We start from the raw sequence: 17,507 nt of genomic DNA, 5'->3' as shown, positions 1-17,507 counted from the left end.
TTTTCCACCCAAGTCCTTGTCACAAGCGAAAGTGTGAATCTTCGTAGATAGGTTCATGAGTCATGTTGGAGTAGCATAGGATGTTGTGACGTTCCAGGGTTCCAAAGATTTTCAATATATTTTCCCTTATAGGCAAGTTACCGTATAAAGAAATCTTAGTGTTACGAAATCTATAATAGAAAACCTTAAAAAAAGATAAACTATTATCATTGTATGTTCATGGAAACATATAATATATTTAGAAAATAGAGTGTGATAAAATAATTATAGGAATATTTTTTAAACTATAAAATTAATAAAAAATTAATATTATAAACTTATTCATATGTATTAAATATGATATACTGTAATAATAATGAAAAATAATAAACTAATTTTAATTATACATGGAGATGATGGAAATGAAGTTATGTTCTGCTTGTAATAAAAACATTGCCGTAGTATTTACATCAAAAATGGAAGGCGGTAAAACTGAACTTCAAGGACTTTGTATAGAATGTGCTAAAAAAATGGGTATACCTGTAATCGAACAATTAATGGAACAAACGGGTATGTCGCCAGAAGACGTGGAAAACTTAAACGAGCAAATGCTTGGAATGTTTAAGGGCATGGATATGGAAGATTTTGATGAAAAGTCTATCATGTCAGAATTGTTTGGTGGGTCTAAAGACGATGATCCTGTAGATAGTGGTGAAGAAATAGAAATAGATGAAACTAAAAAAAGTCCTAATAAAGAAGGTAACAGTAGAAAATATAAAGATTGGAAGAAAAAAAAGAGAAAACATTTAGAAAAATATGGAACCAATTTAACAGAAAAAGCTAAGGATAATAAAATAGACAGAATTATAGGCAGAAATAGGGAAATTGACAGGGTAGTACAAATTCTAAATAGAAGAAGTAAAAATAACCCATGCCTAATAGGAGAGCCAGGAGTAGGTAAAACGGCCATAGCAGAAGGATTAGCCCTTAGGATTCATGAGAGACAAGTACCTGCTAAATTATATGATGCAGAAGTGTATCTACTAGATTTAACAGCTGTAGTGGCTGGGACTCAATTTAGAGGCCAATTTGAAGGTAGAATGAAAAATATTATAAATGAAGCTAGGGATAATGGAAATATAATACTTGTTATAGATGAAGTTCATAACATTATGGGAGCTGGAGAAGTTCATGGTGGAGTTATGAATGCGGCTAACATATTAAAACCAGCTTTAGCTCGTGGAGAAATTCAGATAATTGGTGCTACAACTTTAGAAGAGTATAGGAAGCATATAGAAAAGGATGCTGCCTTAGAAAGAAGATTCCAACCAGTTCTGGTAGATGAACCTAGTATAGAGGAGTCTATAGAAATACTTGAGGGAATTAAGGAGTACTATGAAGAGTATCATAGGGTGAAAATATCCCATGAAGTAATAGAGGCTGCTGTAAAATTATCAGAAAGATATATTACAGATAGATATTTACCTGATAAGGCAATAGATATAATTGATGAAGCTGGTTCTCGTGCTAATCTTAAAAACCAAGGACTAGTAGAATTAAAGGCTTTAGAAGAAGAATATGACAAATTAATGGAAGAAATGGAATCTTTATCTAATGCCAATAGGTATGAAGAGGCAGCTAAACTTAAGGTTGAAGAGTGTAGAATAGAAGAGAAAATAAAAGAAATAAAGGGATCTTCCTTAGATGTGGATATAACTCCTGAAGATGTGGCATTTGTAATAGAATCTTGGACCAAAATTCCAGTTCAGAAGATTACAGAAGAAGAAGCTCATAAGTTACTTAGCCTAGAAAAGAGCCTCCATAAAAGGGTAATAGGTCAAAATGAAGCCATAGAAAGTATATCAAAGACCATAAGGCGTAATCGTTCTGGATTTAGAAAGAAGAAAAAACCCGCATCCTTCATATTTGTAGGACCAACGGGAGTGGGTAAGACAGAACTAGTAAAGGCACTAGCTTGTGAGTTATTTGGAACAGAGGAAGCTTTAATAAGAGTGGATATGTCTGAATACATGGAAAAGCATACCGTATCTAAATTAATAGGAGCACCTCCAGGATATGTGGGATATGATCAGGGAGGACAATTGACAGAAAAGGTTAGAAGGAAACCTTATTCTGTAATATTAATGGATGAAATAGAAAAGGCCCATCCAGATGTATTTAATATGTTGCTTCAGATATTAGAAGATGGAAGACTTACTGATTCTCAAGGTAGGACTGTATTCTTTGAAAATACTGTTATTATAATGACTTCTAATGCGGGAACTAGTATAAAATCTAATACTATTGGGTTTGGTAAAGAAGATTATGCTGGCCTTGAAAATAAGGTTAGGGATGCTTTAAAGAGGATATTTAGACCAGAGTTTTTAAATAGGGTAGATGAAACCATAGTATTTACCCATCTAGAGAAGGATGAGTTAAGAAAAATAGTAGATTTAATGTTAGAAGAAGTAAAAGAAGAGGCTCGTGAGGCTGGAGTTATCATAGAAGTGGAAGATAAGGTGAAAGAATTCATATTAGAAAAGGGTTATGATAAAAAATATGGAGCAAGACCTTTAAGACGTACTATTCAAAGTTATATAGAAAATGAAATAGCAGACTTTTATTTACAAAATAGATTAAAAGAAGGAGCTACTATAAAAGTAAAATTAAATGAGGACAATAAAATAGCCTTAGAATAGGAAGTTATGAAAGGGGACGGTTATGGATTGTAGATTAACCGTCCCTATTCTTGCATAGTTCGACAATATCTTTCAAAATTAGGGACATATGTCCTTAAGTGTTATAATGAAAATAAATATAATTAGGATAAGGGATATGAGTATAGAAAAATTATTAAATGAGGATTTGGAAATTTTTAGGATTATTTTAAATTCAGAAGAGATCTTTAAGAAAAGTTGGGAATACATAAAGTATAGACCAGGAGAAATCCTTTGTGAATACGGATATGAATGTAAATATTTTTATGTAATATTAAGTGGGTTTGTAAATATATATCATACGTCGGAAAAGGGGAAAACCTATTCTCAGTCCGTATATGGAAAGGGTTATTATATAGGTGAATTGGAATTATTTACAAATAAACCTTTCATATGTGGAGTAGAAACTATGACAGGTACGGAAATTATAAGAATTAGTAAAGATATATTTTTAAAGTGGACAAGGAGTGATATGAATATACTTTATTATCTTATGAAGACCCTATGTGATTCTAGTTATACTTTATCAGAAAAGGCAAGTTATGACACTTTATATTCACTGAAGTTTAGAATATGTGACTATTTAATAGATTGTAAAAAAAATCCTGACTATTATAAGCACTATAAAATATTTTTGAGTAAAAAGTATTTAAGTGAAAGGTTTGTAGTGACCACTAGGAGTATAAATAGAATACTAAAAGAATTATATGATAAAAGCCTAATTGATTTTGAATCTAACTATATAAAAATAATAGATTTAAAGGGATTAGAAGAAGAAAGAGAAAAGGAAAGATTCATGTAAAAATAGGTTTAGAGTTAAGGAATTAAAAACTTTAAGTCTAAGCTTAAAAATAAAGCACAGGAGGCATAAAAGGTGAAAAAGAAGCTAATTACAATTTTAAGTTTGATACTAATCGTATCAATGGCATTTGTAGGTTGTGGTTCTAAACCAGCAGAGGAAGCACCTGCAAAGGAAGAAACTAAAGCTGATGCTTTAAATGTATCTTTAGTAGTTGCTGGAGGATTAGGAGATAGATCTTTCTATGATTCAAGTAATGAAGGTTTAACTATGGCTAAGGACAAGTTAGGTGTAAATGGAACTGTACTTGAGTGTAAAAGTGACCCAGCATTATACAGTGACCAATTAGTTCAAGCATCTCAAATTAGTGATGTGGTAGTAGTTGTTGGTTTTGAGTTTTATGATGTTATTCAAGAGGTAGCTAAGGAATTCCCAGAGAAAAACTATATCTATATAGATAATGTAATTGAAGGTATAGATAATATTACTTGTATTGACTACATGGAAAATGAAGGTTCTTTCTTAGCAGGAGCAATGGCTGCTATGATGACTACTGATACTTCTGTTGCTGGAATAAACGAAGCAACTAAGATTGGTATGGTAGGTGGAATGGATATTCCAGTTATAAGAAACTTTCAAGTTGGATATGAAGCAGGGGCTAAATATGTAAATCCAGATGTGGTAGTAGAAACTATTTTTGCTGGAGACTTTGAAGATCCTGCAAAGGGAAAAGAAAGTGCATTAGCTTTATATGCTAAGGATGTGGATGTTGTATTCCAAGTTGCTGGAAAAACTGGAGAAGGTGTTTTTGAAGCAGCTAAAGATTCTAATCAATATGCTATAGGTGTAGATTCAGATCAAAGATATATTAACCCTGATAACATCATGGCTAGTATGACTAAGGGTGTTGGAATATCCATATATGAATCTATTGAAAGAATCCAAAAGGGTGAATTCAAAGCTGGAACTGTATATAAGTATGGAATCAAGGAAAAGGGCGTTGACGTATCCTTTGGAACAGAAGATATGAAGAAGATCGTTAGTGAAGATGCTATGAAAAAAGTTGAAGAATTAAAAGAAAAGATCAAGAGTGGAGAAATCACTGTTCCAGAAGCTAAATAAATTAAAATGAAGAAGCATAAAGCTTCTTCATTTTTTAAGTAATATAGATTTAAGAACGGATTAAGAGTTAAGAGATATTTTATTTAAACCCTAAACTCTAAACTACAGAAAGGAAGAAGGAAGAAAATGGCTGAAAGGATAATAGAACTTAAGAATGTATCTAAACAGTTTCCGGGAGTTTTAGCAAATGATAATATAAGCCTTCATATAAATAAGGGTGAGATATATGCCATAGTAGGGGAAAATGGAGCCGGGAAATCTACTTTAATGAAGACCATGTATGGATTGCATGGCCCAACTAGTGGTGAAGTTCATATAAAGGGAGAGAAGGTGGAGCATTTTTCTCCAGGTGAGGCCATTAAGAGGGGTGTTGGCATGGTTCACCAGCATTTCATGTTAGTGCCTTCATTTACCATTGCTGAGAATATTGTTTTAGGATGTGAACCTAAAAATAACAACCTATTTGTAGATAAGAAAAAGAGTGTAGAAATAGTGAAAGATTTGAGCAAGACCTATGGCCTTGAAGTGGATCCTAATATGAAAATAGAAGATGTATCTGTAGGTATTCAGCAAAGGGTTGAAATATTAAAGACCTTATATAAGGGTGCAGATATTCTAATATTAGATGAACCAACGGCCGTTTTAACACCTCAAGAAACGGAAGAGTTATTTAAAGTAATTAAAAAATTAGTAAATGAACTGGATAAAACTGTTATAATAATAACCCATAAATTAAATGAAGTATTGGCCATATCAGATAGGGTTGGAGTTATGAGACAGGGAAAGCTAGAAGGTGTAGTAAATACAGCAGATGTAAATGAGAGAATATTAGCTGAAATGATGGTAGGAAGAGAAGTTTTACTTGGTGATATAGAAAGACCTAAAACCGATGGAGAAACCCTAATAGAGGTCAAAGACTTAGTATCAAAGGATAACAGGGGATTTGATGCATTAAACAAAATAAGTCTTAATGTAAAAGCTGGAGAAATCCTTGGAATAGCAGGTATTGAGGGAAATGGTCAAAGTGAGTTAATAGAGGCCATAGGAGGTATGAGAAAGATAGAATCAGGAAAAGTTATTATCAATAATACTGAATCTACCACTTTAAACCCAAAGGAAATCAGGGATTTAGGAGTGGCTCATATACCAGAGGATAGACTTGTTACAGGTTTGAGTAAGGAAGCATCCATAACAGAGAATATACTTATGGGAAAACAACATAGTGAAGAATTTAGTAAAAATGGTATTCATTTAAAGAGAGAGAAAATAACAGAATATGCTAAGAATCTAATAAGAAAATTTGATGTGAGAACTGCATCAGAAGAGGTAAAGGTAGGTTCCCTATCTGGAGGAAATATGCAAAAGGTAGTAATTGCAAGGGAGTTTTCCTTTGATACAAAGGTCCTATTGATATCACAACCTACAAGGGGTGTAGATATAGGAGCAATTGAATTTATCCATGACCAGATTATAAAGAAGCGTAATGAAGGTTGTGCCATCTTATTAGTTTCAGCAGAACTCGATGAAATATTTAGGTTATCAGATAGGATTATTACCCTTTATGAAGGTGAGATTACTGGTGAATTTAAAAATGGTGAAATCAGTAAGAATGAGATAGGATATTATATGACTGGAAATAGAAAGGAGCGAGAGTAATGTTTAAGATAAAAGAGAATATGGAATACTTAACTTCTCTATTTCTGTCTATATTTGCAGCCCTATTCATAGGTGCTATTATAATGGTATTTAATGGACAAAATCCAATAGTAGGATATGGTGCCTTGGTAGTAGGAGCCTTTGGTTCTAAATATAAAATAGCAACTACCTTTGCAAAGACAGTACCCCTTATATTAACAGGATTAGCCACAGCCATATCCTTTATGAGTGGAATATTTAATATAGGTGGAGAAGGACAATTATATTTAGGAGCTTTTGCAGCAGCTTATGTAGGGTTTACTTTTACTGGTCTACCTGTGTTTGTGGTCATAATATTAGCCATAATGGCATCTGCATTAGTAGGTGGATTATATGCATATTTTCCAGGGGTTTTAAAAGTAAAATATAATATAGATGAAGTTATTACAACTATTATGTTAAATAGTGTGGCAATACTTTTTACGAACTATTTAGTTAACTATCCCTTTGCAGCATCTCAAGGTAAAATGGGTGGAACGGACATGATTAGTGAGGCCTTTAAATTTACTAAATTAGTTAGATTATCTAAATTAAACACAAGTATTTTTTATACGGCATTAATAGCCATATTTATGTATTATTTAATTAAGAAGACTTCCTTTGGATACAACTTTAAAATGGTTGGAGAAAATGGTATATTTGCCAAATATGCAGGAGTTAATAATAAAAAATATATGATAAGGGCTATGATCATATCAGGTGCCCTTTGTGGTATAGCAGGAGCCTTTGAAGTATATGGAGTTCACTATAGATTTTTACAAAACATATCTAAGGGATACGCCTTTGATGGAATGTTAATAGCTTTAATCGTTAGAAATAATCCAGTAGGTATTGTACTTATGTCCATATTCTTTGCCATGTTAAAGACTGGATCAAATTCAATGGAAATAGCAACGGGAATACCATCAGAACTTATATTAGTTATTCAATCCATAATAATATTATTCATAGCAGGAGAAAATGGATTTAAAAAGATCATTAAGAAAAGGAAATTAAACAAAGGAAAGTTGGTGAAATAATTATGCAGGACGTATTTAATCTAACCCTACTTCAAAATACTATTAGAACTGCTACTCCTCTTATACTGGCAGCCCTTGGAGGACTTTTAACTATGCATGCAGGCATATTAAACATTGGTATGGAGGGAATGATTCTAATAGGAGCATTCTTTGGAGTACTAGGAAGTTACTTTTTCCATAGTGCTTTAATGGGAGTATTATTAGCTGTAGTTTCAGGATTGTTAATAGGACTTTTATTTGGAGTATTTACTATAGAATTAGAGTCGGATGAATTTATTATAGGTATAGCAATTAACATATTTGCAGGGGGACTTACTGTATTTTTATTAAGGAGTATATTTGGGGTTAAGGGAGCTTTTTCATCGCCAGATATAGTACCCTTACCCGATGTTAGTTTTCCTTTAATAGATAAAATTGGATTTTTAGATACTATATTTAATAATCACTCATTGTTCGTTTATATAAGTTGGATATTAGTTATTTTAGTATATATATTCCTTTACAAGACACCATACGGATATTGGATAAGGGCAGCGGGAGAACATCCAGAGTCCCTAGAGACGGTAGGAATTAGTCCTAAGAAGATGAAGTATATAAGTTCACTACTTTGTGGAGTGTTTTGTGGTTTAGCAGGAGCCCATTTATCCTTAGGATATTTAACACTATTTACTGAAAATATGAGTGCAGGTAAGGGTTTCATATCCCTAGCGGCAATCATATTTGGAGGATCTAATCCTATAAAGACCTTTGGAGCAGCTTTATTATTTGGATTCTTTGATGCTCTAGGTATAAGACTACAAGGTGTAGGTATACCTTCACAGTTTACTCAGATGATACCTTATTTAGCTACTGTATTTGCACTATTTATAGTTGCAAAGAGAAAGTTAGGTAAGAAGGCAGTATAGGGGATAGATAAAGAGTGTGTATAGATTTCGTATTTATAAACATGCTTTATGTGAGCCTACTTCAGGAAAATAGATTGAAAATTTTTTCCATTGAAGTCTCTGTCACAAGCGAAAGTGTGAATCTTCGTAGATAGGTTCATGACTCATGTTAGAGTAGCATATGCTGTTGTGACGTTCCCGGGTTTCAAAAATTCTCAACCTATTTTCCCTTGTAGGCAAGTTACTGTATAAAAAAAGCCTAGTGTTACAAAATCTATAAGCGGTTGGTAACGGGGAAGTCATCTGCTACCTGCCGCTAAAATACTTAACAAGAGGGAGAAGGGACAGAAGATGAAATATGATGTGGTAGTATTAGGAGCAGGGCCAGCAGGGTATTATTTTTTGAAGGAATTTGCTAAGAGTGGTAAATCTATTGCATTGATAGAAAAATATAAGCTAGGAGGAGTTGGTCTTAGGACTGGATGTCTTCCTGTAAAAAAATATTTGGATACAATAAGAAGCGTTAATAGGGCTAAGGGACTTATGGATTCTCATATTTTAGAGGGGAATTTTAGTTCTGAAAGATTATATGAAAGTGTTAAGGGCAAGTTAGGTAATGTGGAATCTATAATGGAAGAGGAGCTTAAAAGACTTAATGTGGACATATACTATGGTGAGTGTGAGTTTATAGATGAAGAGACTATAGAGATAGATAATGAAAGAATAAACTTTAAAAGGGCCATATTGGCCACAGGAACAAGTCCTAAAGGATTAGGTGAACATGAGCTAGATGAAGAATTTATTATAAGCCATATGGGAGCCATAGAGTTTGATAAATTACCCCAGTCTATTTGCATAATAGGTGCCAATGTGGAGGGGATAGAATTTGCTTCTATGTTCTCGTCACTGGGAGTTAAAGTCACTGTAGTGGATATGGATAGGCACATATTAAAGGGAAATGATGAAGATTTAAAAGAGCTTTCCATTAATTATCTAAAAGAAAATAAGGTTACTTTCATACTTGGCGAGAGAGCAGAAAAAATAGAAAAATATGAAGATGAGGTTAAAATAGTATTAGGAAAAGAAGAAATAATAGCAGATGAAGAAATAATAGCAGATAAAGTATTAATTACGGGGCTAAGAAGTGCGAATATTCCAAAGGGTCTAAATAATATAGGTCTTAAATATGATGAAAATCACATACCTGTAGATGAGAACTTTAAGACAAATGTGGAAAATATATATGCCATTGGGGATGTAAATGGCACATTAGGTATGGCCCATGTGGCCATAAACCAAGGTATAGAATTAGCTGATTATTTAGAGAATAATGTGAACCCAGTTAAAGAATATACTTCCTTACCTAGATCTATTTACACTATATATGAAATAGCTGGAGCAGGATATGAAGAAAATGAATTAATGGATAAAAATATAAATTATAGAGTAGAAAAGACTTATTTTAAAGATACCTTTAGGGGATTTTCAAAGGATATAAAAGATGGTTTTTTAAAGATCATAATTGATGAAAATGAAAAGGTAATAGGCATATGGATTAGTAGCGAGAATGCCTCAGATTTAATAGGTCAGATTGGATTATGGATAGATGAAGGTGTTAGTATAGATTATATAAAGAAAAAACTTTTTATACATCCAACCCTAGGAGAGGCAATTTTAGATACGGCAATAAAATTTTAAGGAGGCAGCTATGAAACAACCACATATTCAATGTACTAAAGAGGATATTTCAAAAATGGTAATATTACCAGGAGACCCGGCTAGGGTTGACAGGGTGGCAAAGTATTTAGATGAGTATACAGAAATTGCTTATAATAGGGAGTTTAAGACTATAAAGGGAAAATATAAGGGCATGGATGTGACAGTGACCTCTACGGGTATAGGAGGAGCCTCAGCCTGTATAGCCTTAGAAGAACTAGTAGCATGTGGAGCTCAGTGTTTTATAAGAATAGGAAGCCTAGGAGCCTATCAGGAACACATAAAAATAGGTGATTTAATCGTAGCAGAGGGAGCCGTTAGGGAAGATGGAGCGTCTAGAATGTATATAAGTGAAAATTACCCTGCTGTGGCAAACTCAGAAGTATTAGAAGTATTGAAGAAAAAAGCAGAAGAGTTAGAATATACCTATTATACAGGATTAGTTAGAAGTCATGACTCCTTTTATATAGATAATGAAGATGATGTGGTTAGATATTGGAATAAAAGGGGAATTTTAGGAGCAGATATGGAGACGGCCACTGTAATGACACTAGGTAGACTTAGAAATGTTAAAGTAGGGTCCATACTAAATAATGTGGTAGTTTATGAAAGTGATGTAAGAGATGGCATTAATGATTATGTGGACAATGGCAAGATGGCTGAAGAAGGAGAAAGAAGAGAAATAATTTTAGCATTAGAATCCCTATATGAGTTGAATAAAAAATAATACAAAAAAAGCCTTTGGACTAATCCAAAGGCTTTTTAGGCATATGAAAAAAATAAACTAGTCAGTTCTCTGAGGGATTTGGATTATTTTCAAGGCATGGAGAGTGAGCATATTAAACATATGTAAAGGACTCCATAACGAAGAAAATAATTCAAATAACCAGTGAAATGACTAATTTATTTTTTAAATATGCCTTATCCTATATTAATTCTCTAATATCTTGAGTTGGATGATTTGGGTATTCAAATACTTTTCCTTCCCAAGTTCTAATTGTGGCATAGTCTTTTCCTCTTGAAATTAGGTATTGAGGAAGAAGTGGAGTTTTACCATTTCCATTTGGTGCATTTACAATATAGTTTGGAATGGCAATACCTGATGTATATCCTCTTAAGTATTCCATAATTTCTAAACCATCATCAATAGATGTATTAAAGTGAGTAGTTCCTATAACGTGTTTTGCATGGAATATGTAATATGGGCGTACTCTTATTTTTATAAGTTCTTGATTCATAGTTCTCATTACAAATTTATCGTTGTTGATTCCATTTAAAAGTACTGCTTGGTTTCCTAGGGGAATACCAGCATTTGCTAATTTTGCACATGCCTCTTTAGATTCAGCAGTGATTTCTTGTGGATGATTAAAGTGTGTGTTTAAGAATACTGGATGATATTTTTTAATCATGTTAACTAGATTATCTGTAATTCTTTGTGGCATAGTTACAGGTGTTCTAGAACCTAAACGGATAACTTCCACATGGTCTATTTCCCTTAAGGATTTTAAAATCCATTCTATGGTTTCATCTGTAAGACATAGTGAATCTCCACCAGTTATTAGTACATCTCTAATTTCAGGATTTTCTTTAATGTAATCTATAGATTCTTGAATTACTTCCCTAGATCTATGCTCATCTACTCCACCAATATTTCTTCTTCTTTGGCAATGTCTACAATACATGGCACATTGGTTAGTTACGTTTATTATTAATCTATCTGGATATCTTCTAGTAATAGAACCAGCAGGGTTAGTAGTTTCTTCTCCCATAGGATCTGCATTAGCCGCTGACTCTACAAGCTCTGTTCCTGTAGGGATAGATAATAATCGTACAGGGTCATATTTATCGTCTGGATCAATTAAACTTAAATAGTATGGAGTAAGGCCCCATCTAAATTCTTCTCCAACTCTCTTTATGTCATTGATTTCTCTTTCTGTTAAGTTTATGAATTTAGATAAAGTATCTATATCTGAAATCCTATTTTTTAATTGCCACTTGTGATTTTTCCAATCTTCCATAGTGCCCTTAAAGTGATTTAATATGTTGTTTCTTCTTTTTTCAATCTTATCTTCAATATCTAAACCTCGAGTTATGTATTTTTTAGCTTCTAAATAATCTGTGATTCTTCCCTTTAGTTCAGCAGCCCTTTTAAGAGATACTAGTCGTTTATTATTAGTCATTTTATATTCAATCCTTTCAAATTCAAAAACCTCTAAATCTATGGAAAAGGTAAAAATTTACATGTGGTGTTAGTACCTAGTACTAAAATCATGTATTAAATTATAACATGATATGGAAAGGTTGTAAATGGAAAATTGTTATAGATTTATCATATGAAATTGGCTTTGTGTGGGCCTATAAAGGAAAATATATTTGATTATTTTCCTCCTTATGGAATCCGTTACATATGTTTAATATGCTCCCTTACCATGACTTGAAAACAATCCAAATTCCTCAGAGAACTGACTAGTTTATTTCTTTCATATGCCTTATAATTTAATAAGAATGTAAAAAAATATAAAAGAGAAAATAAAAGGTGGGAATGTTATTATGCAATATGTAGAATATGGGAAAACAGGAAAGAAAGTATCTGTAGTGGGCTTTGGTGGTATGCGTTTTGACATGGATCGCTCACTAGAGGAGAATGTAGATCTAGTAAGGTATGCCTATGAAAAGGGAATAAATTATTTCGATACGGCTCCAGATTATTGCAAAGGCCAAAGTGAGATCATATTTGGAGAAGCTTTTAAAAAGATGGATAGGGATAAATTTTATGTTTCCACAAAGGGTATGCCTACAAAATATGATACGGCACAGAAGGCCATAGAAGCTGTAAAAACATCTCTAGAAAGATTAAAGGTGGATAAAATAGATTTTTATCATGTATGGTGTTTAAGAAAGATGGACCATTATCATTTGGCAATGAAACCAGGTGGACAATATGAAGGTCTATTAAAGTGTAAGGAAGAAGGATTGATTGATCATATAGTTTTTTCATCCCATCAACCGGGACATGAAATAAAAGAAATACTTAAAGAGGACAAATTTGATGGAGTTTTATTAGGTGTAAATATATTAAACTTTCCCTATAGATGGGATGGTGTGGTAGAGGCCTATGAGAGAGGATATGGTACAGTGGCTATGAATCCTTTAGCCGGTGGTGCCATTCCTAAAAATGAAGAAAAACTTTCTTTTTTAAGTGATGGAGACAAAAGCCCAACAGAAAGTGCTTTAGAATTTTTAATTGGGTCTAAGGAAATGACCATAACATTAAATGGTTTTACTACAAAAGAGCAAATTCATATGGCTTGTAAAATTGGAGATTCTGCTGAAATAAAAGAAGCTCATGTGGAGAGTTTAAAAAATAAATTAGGAGAAAATCTAAATTCCATTTGTACTGCCTGTGGATATTGCTGGGATTGTCCTATGGAAATACCAGTACCATCTTATATGCAAGTATATAATGAAAAACAAATGTTTAAGGCAAATGATGAGAAGATGGAAAAAATATTAAAAGGATCTAATGAATGGGGTCTATTAGTGGGGAAAAAAGCAAGCGCTAAGGATTGTATTAGGTGTGGAAAGTGTGAGGAAATCTGCACTCAACATTTACCAATAATTAAAAGATTAAAAGAAATTGAAGGTTGGGAAAAATAAGGGGATTGAGGTTGACCTATGAATAGGGAATATAAGCGGTCTATAAGCCTAACTTTGATATTTACCATAGCCGTATGTATGGTATTGACGGGAACATTAATTTACTTATCAACTTCCCTTACTAGAAATATAATGTTAGATTTAGTAAATGAAAACAGTTTTAGACAGGTACAGGCCTGTTCTAAGGCTATTGGAAAGTGGATAGATAGTAAAGAAACATTATTAAATGAATGGGCAATTCCTATAAAAGAAGATGGCAAAATAGACAAAAACGACATGGATATACTAAAGACAAAATTAGATTATACATCCAATAGATTTGTAAATTTATTTTTGATAAATGAAGATGGAATTAAGTATGACATACATAATAAAGAAGAAAATATAAAATCTAAACACTTTTATCGCAAACTATTAAATGGGCAAAAGCATATGTGTAAGGTTGAAAAATTAAATAAATCCTTAGCCCTTAATATGTATATACCTATAAAATGCAATGGAAAAGTAATTGGGGCCATAGGAGGTAGTTTAGATTTAGAGTACATAAATGAGATAATGGAAGAATTTAAAATAATATATGAGGACTCCTATAGTTATTTGATAGATAAGGAAGGACATATATTACTTCATCCTGATATGACCATGATAAAAGAAAATGTAAAAATAGAGTCTGATAGAATAAGTAAAGAGATAGTAATGAAATTTGAAAATGTATTAGAATCTCATATGGGTATACTTGAATATAATTTTGATAAAGTTCACTCAAGGGCATATTTCATAGAAATTCCTGGAACTAATAATTGGAAACTCATAACAAAGATAGTTACAGAGTCCTTATATGCACCTATTAAAAAGGAAACGGATAGGTTATTGTCCTTAGCCACAATGGGAATCCTTATTATAGGCATAATATCCATAATAATAGGAAAGATAATAGCCAAACCCATATTAAGTTTAAGTGAAGATGTGACTAATAAAACAAGGGAATTGAAAGAGACAAGGGAATATGATAAATTAAAAACTGAATTTTTTTCCAATATATCCCACGAACTGAAAACTCCTTTGAACTTAATTTTTTCTACTACTCAATTATTAGAGTTACATGTAAAAAAGGGAAATGGCCCATTAGAAGAACAGGTATTATATAAACATACGAAAATACTTAGGCAAAATTCAAATAGATTACTTAGGCTCATAAATAATTTATTAGATTCTACTAAGATAGAGTCGGGATTCATGAAACTGAATTTGAAGAATGTGAATATAGTAGAAGTGGTAGAAGATATAACCTTATCCACTGTAGAATATGTGGGTAGTGAGAATAAAGAAATAGTATTTGATACGGATGTGGAAGAAAAAATAATGGCCATTGACTCGGAAAAAATAGAAAGGATTTTATTAAACCTAATATCTAATGGAGTTAAGTTTACTAAGCCAAGGGATGCCATTTTAGTTAAAATAGAGGATGGGGAGAAATTCATAAGAATCATAGTAAGGGATACGGGAATTGGAATACCTGATGATCATAAGGAAAAGATATTTGAAAGATTCACTCAAGTTCATTCTTTATACAATAGACAAAAGGAAGGCAGTGGAATAGGCCTCTACATAGTAAAATCTTTAGTAGATTTACACAAAGGAAATATATCCTTAGAAAGCGAAGTTAATAAGGGAGCTACCTTTATTGTTGAATTACCCATATATACTATTGGTAAAGAGTGTTTATTACATTCTAAAAAAATACCAGAGCACGAAGGGGACGGAAGAAGGGACATAGAATTTTCAGATATATATTAATGTAGGATGGTTAATATATGGCCCCTAATATATACGATAATAAGTAATCCTTTTGAATAGACTTATATTATAATGGTAAGAATGGTTAAATGGATATGAAAAATATAATAATAAATGAAAAAAATAGTTGACAAAGAAAATTTATGTTATAATATAAAGGCTATGTAAAAGTTTTATTAAAAAGAATATTAAGGATTTAACAATAGAGGAGGAAATGAAATGAATTCAACATTTGTAAAGAAGGAAAACAATGAAGTAACTTTAAAATTAAACATCCCAGCAGATGATTTTAATAAAGCTGTAGATAAAGCTTACAAGAAGATGAGAGGGAAATTCAACATTCCTGGATTTAGAAAGGGAAAAGCACCTAAGTTTGTAATTGAAAATAACTATGGAGCAGGAATCTTTTATGAAGAAGCAATAAATGAAATTTTCCCAATAGCTTATGCAGGAGCAATAAAAGACCATAACTTAGAGCCTGTTGATAGACCATCATTAGATGTGGAGGATATTAAAAAAGGTGAAGATGTGGAGTTAATTGTAACTGTTACAGTTAAGCCAGAAGTAGAATTAGGTGAGTACAAAGGTATAGAAGCAGAGAAAAACGAGTATAATGTTAGTGACGAAGATATTGAAAAAGAAGTTGAAATGTTAAGAGAAAGAAATTCTAGATTATTAGCTGTAGAAAGACCAGTAGCTGATGGGGATACAGTTATTATAGATTACAAAGGATTTGCAGGAGAAGAGCAATTTGAAGGTGGAACAGCAGAAAAGCAAACTCTAGTAATCGGTTCTGGACGATTTATACCAGGATTTGAAGAGCAATTAGTAGGTAAAAATGTTGGAGATGAATTAGATGTAAATGTAATATTCCCAACAGAATACCATTCAGAAGATTTAGCTGGAAAAGAAGCTAAGTTTGAAGTTAAAATACATGAAGTAAAAGAAAAGGAATTACCAGAATTAGATGACGAATTTGCAAAGGATGTAAGTGAATTCGATACACTAGAAGAATTAAAAGCAGACATTAGAGCTAAAAGAGAAGAAGCAGGAAAGAATAGAGCAGAAACTGAATATAAAGATGCACTAGTAGAAAAGGCAGTAGAAAGTGCTAAAATGGACATTCCAGCATCTATGATTGAATATGAAGTAGATGATGTAGTAAATCAATATGCATATCAATTACAATCCCAAGGTCTAAACATGGAGACATACTTAAAGTATACTAACACAACTATGGAAGACTTAAGAAATCAAATGAAACCAGAAGCTGAAAAGAGAGTTAATACTAGATTAGTATTAGAAAAAGTTGCTGAGGTTGAAAAGATTGAAGTAAGTGAAGAAGACCTTGAAAAAGAACTAGAAAGATATGCAACTCAATACAAGATGGAGTTAGATAAGTTTAAAGAAACTTTAAGAGGTGCTGATGTAGATAATATTAAAGACACATTAAAAATGTCAAAAGCAGTTGATTTCTTAGCAGATAATGCAAAGAAAGCTGAGTAATTTTCTTAAGCTAGGAGGATTGATACAATGGCTTTAGTACCAATGGTAGTTGAACAAACTAATCGTGGTGAAAGGTCCTATGATATCTATTCAAGATTATTAAAGGACAGAATAATTTTCTTAGGTGATGAAGTAAATGACCATACGGCAAGTTTAGTAGTGGCACAACTTCTATTCCTAGAAGCAGAAGATCCAGACAAAGATATTATGCTATACATAAATTCCCCAGGGGGAAGTATCACTGCAGGTATGGCTATTTATGATACAATGCAATATATAAAGCCAGATGTTTCTACCATATGTATAGGTATGGCAGCAAGTATGGGAGCATTTTTACTTACAGCAGGAGCTCAGGGAAAGAGATATGCCCTTCCTAATTCTGAGATAATGATACATCAACCACTAGGTGGAACTCGTGGGCAAGCAGAGGATATTAGAATTCACGCTGAAAGAATTATCAAGATGAGAAAGAAATTAAATGAAATTTTAAGTGAAAGAACTGGCCAGCCTTTAGAAAAAGTTTCAAAAGACACTGATAGAGATTACTTTATGAGTTCCGAAGAAGCTAAAGCTTACGGAATAATAGATAAGGTAATAACTTCTAGATAGTAGAGGT

General features: G+C 32.5%; 13 protein-coding genes. 12 read left to right on the top strand and 1 reads right to left on the bottom strand.

Annotated elements, in window-relative coordinates; all coding sequences use genetic code 11:
- The first annotated feature begins 401 nt into the window (after positions 1-401).
- The 8 genes from N4A57_RS11285 to N4A57_RS11250 all read left to right on the top strand — a co-directional run bounded on the left by N4A57_RS11285 (position 402) and on the right by N4A57_RS11250 (position 10,658).
- The gene (locus N4A57_RS11285) at positions 402-2,678 is read left to right on the top strand and encodes an ATP-dependent Clp protease ATP-binding subunit (RefSeq protein WP_293658103.1); all 2,277 of its coding nucleotides are present in this window, start codon (positions 402-404) and stop codon (positions 2,676-2,678) included.
- A gap of 106 nt (positions 2,679-2,784) precedes the next feature.
- Complete coding sequence (locus tag N4A57_RS11280; protein ID WP_293658102.1) at positions 2,785-3,498, top strand: Crp/Fnr family transcriptional regulator; 714 nt, start codon at positions 2,785-2,787, stop codon at positions 3,496-3,498.
- 72 nt (positions 3,499-3,570) lie between these two features.
- Positions 3,571-4,617 (top strand): BMP family lipoprotein, encoded by a 1,047-nt coding sequence (locus tag N4A57_RS11275; protein WP_293658101.1) that lies wholly within the window; start codon positions 3,571-3,573, stop codon positions 4,615-4,617.
- Between the two features lie 126 nt (positions 4,618-4,743).
- Positions 4,744-6,273: an ABC transporter ATP-binding protein gene (locus tag N4A57_RS11270; protein WP_293658100.1), complete on the top strand. Its 1,530-nt coding sequence runs from the start codon at positions 4,744-4,746 to the stop codon at positions 6,271-6,273.
- Complete coding sequence (locus tag N4A57_RS11265) at positions 6,273-7,331, top strand: ABC transporter permease (RefSeq protein WP_293658099.1); 1,059 nt, start codon at positions 6,273-6,275, stop codon at positions 7,329-7,331. The genes N4A57_RS11270 and N4A57_RS11265 overlap by 1 nt, the downstream gene beginning before the upstream one ends.
- 2 nt (positions 7,332-7,333) lie before the next feature.
- Positions 7,334-8,236 carry an ABC transporter permease gene (locus N4A57_RS11260; protein WP_293658098.1) on the top strand — a complete coding sequence of 301 codons (903 nt, stop codon included), beginning with the start codon at positions 7,334-7,336 and terminating at the stop codon, positions 8,234-8,236.
- Between the two features lie 330 nt (positions 8,237-8,566).
- Entirely contained in the window at positions 8,567-9,913 is a 1,347-nt protein-coding gene (locus N4A57_RS11255; RefSeq protein ID WP_293658097.1) for a dihydrolipoyl dehydrogenase family protein, read from the top strand.
- A 10-nt stretch (positions 9,914-9,923) separates the two neighbouring features.
- Entirely contained in the window at positions 9,924-10,658 is a 735-nt protein-coding gene (locus N4A57_RS11250; protein ID WP_293658096.1) for a nucleoside phosphorylase, read from the top strand.
- Between the two features lie 199 nt (positions 10,659-10,857).
- On the opposite strand, the gene eam is transcribed toward N4A57_RS11250, so the two are convergent.
- The gene (gene eam / locus N4A57_RS11245) at positions 10,858-12,111 is read right to left on the bottom strand and encodes a glutamate 2,3-aminomutase (protein WP_293658095.1); all 1,254 of its coding nucleotides are present in this window, start codon (positions 12,109-12,111) and stop codon (positions 10,858-10,860) included.
- A gap of 370 nt (positions 12,112-12,481) precedes the next feature.
- Here eam and N4A57_RS11240 point away from each other — a divergent pair, with 370 nt between their 5' ends.
- From N4A57_RS11240 to clpP, 4 genes are all read left to right on the top strand, one after another.
- Entirely contained in the window at positions 12,482-13,588 is a 1,107-nt protein-coding gene (locus tag N4A57_RS11240) for an aldo/keto reductase (RefSeq protein WP_293658094.1), read from the top strand.
- Between the two features lie 18 nt (positions 13,589-13,606).
- Entirely contained in the window at positions 13,607-15,385 is a 1,779-nt protein-coding gene (locus N4A57_RS11235) for a sensor histidine kinase (protein ID WP_293658093.1), read from the top strand.
- Positions 15,386-15,604: 219 nt separating this feature from the next.
- Positions 15,605-16,891, top strand: a complete 1,287-nt coding sequence (gene tig, locus N4A57_RS11230) for a trigger factor (protein ID WP_293658092.1) — start codon at positions 15,605-15,607, stop codon at positions 16,889-16,891.
- A gap of 27 nt (positions 16,892-16,918) precedes the next feature.
- The gene (clpP, locus tag N4A57_RS11225; RefSeq protein WP_293658091.1) at positions 16,919-17,500 is read left to right on the top strand and encodes an ATP-dependent Clp endopeptidase proteolytic subunit ClpP; all 582 of its coding nucleotides are present in this window, start codon (positions 16,919-16,921) and stop codon (positions 17,498-17,500) included.
- Positions 17,501-17,507: the final 7 nt, after the last annotated feature.

Source organism: Anaeromicrobium sp., from assembly GCF_025210435.1.
Classification (GTDB): domain Bacteria; phylum Bacillota; class Clostridia; order Peptostreptococcales; family Thermotaleaceae; genus Anaeromicrobium.
Note: the sequence above shows the minus strand (reverse complement) of the source record. Positions and strands in the feature narration are given on the sequence as shown.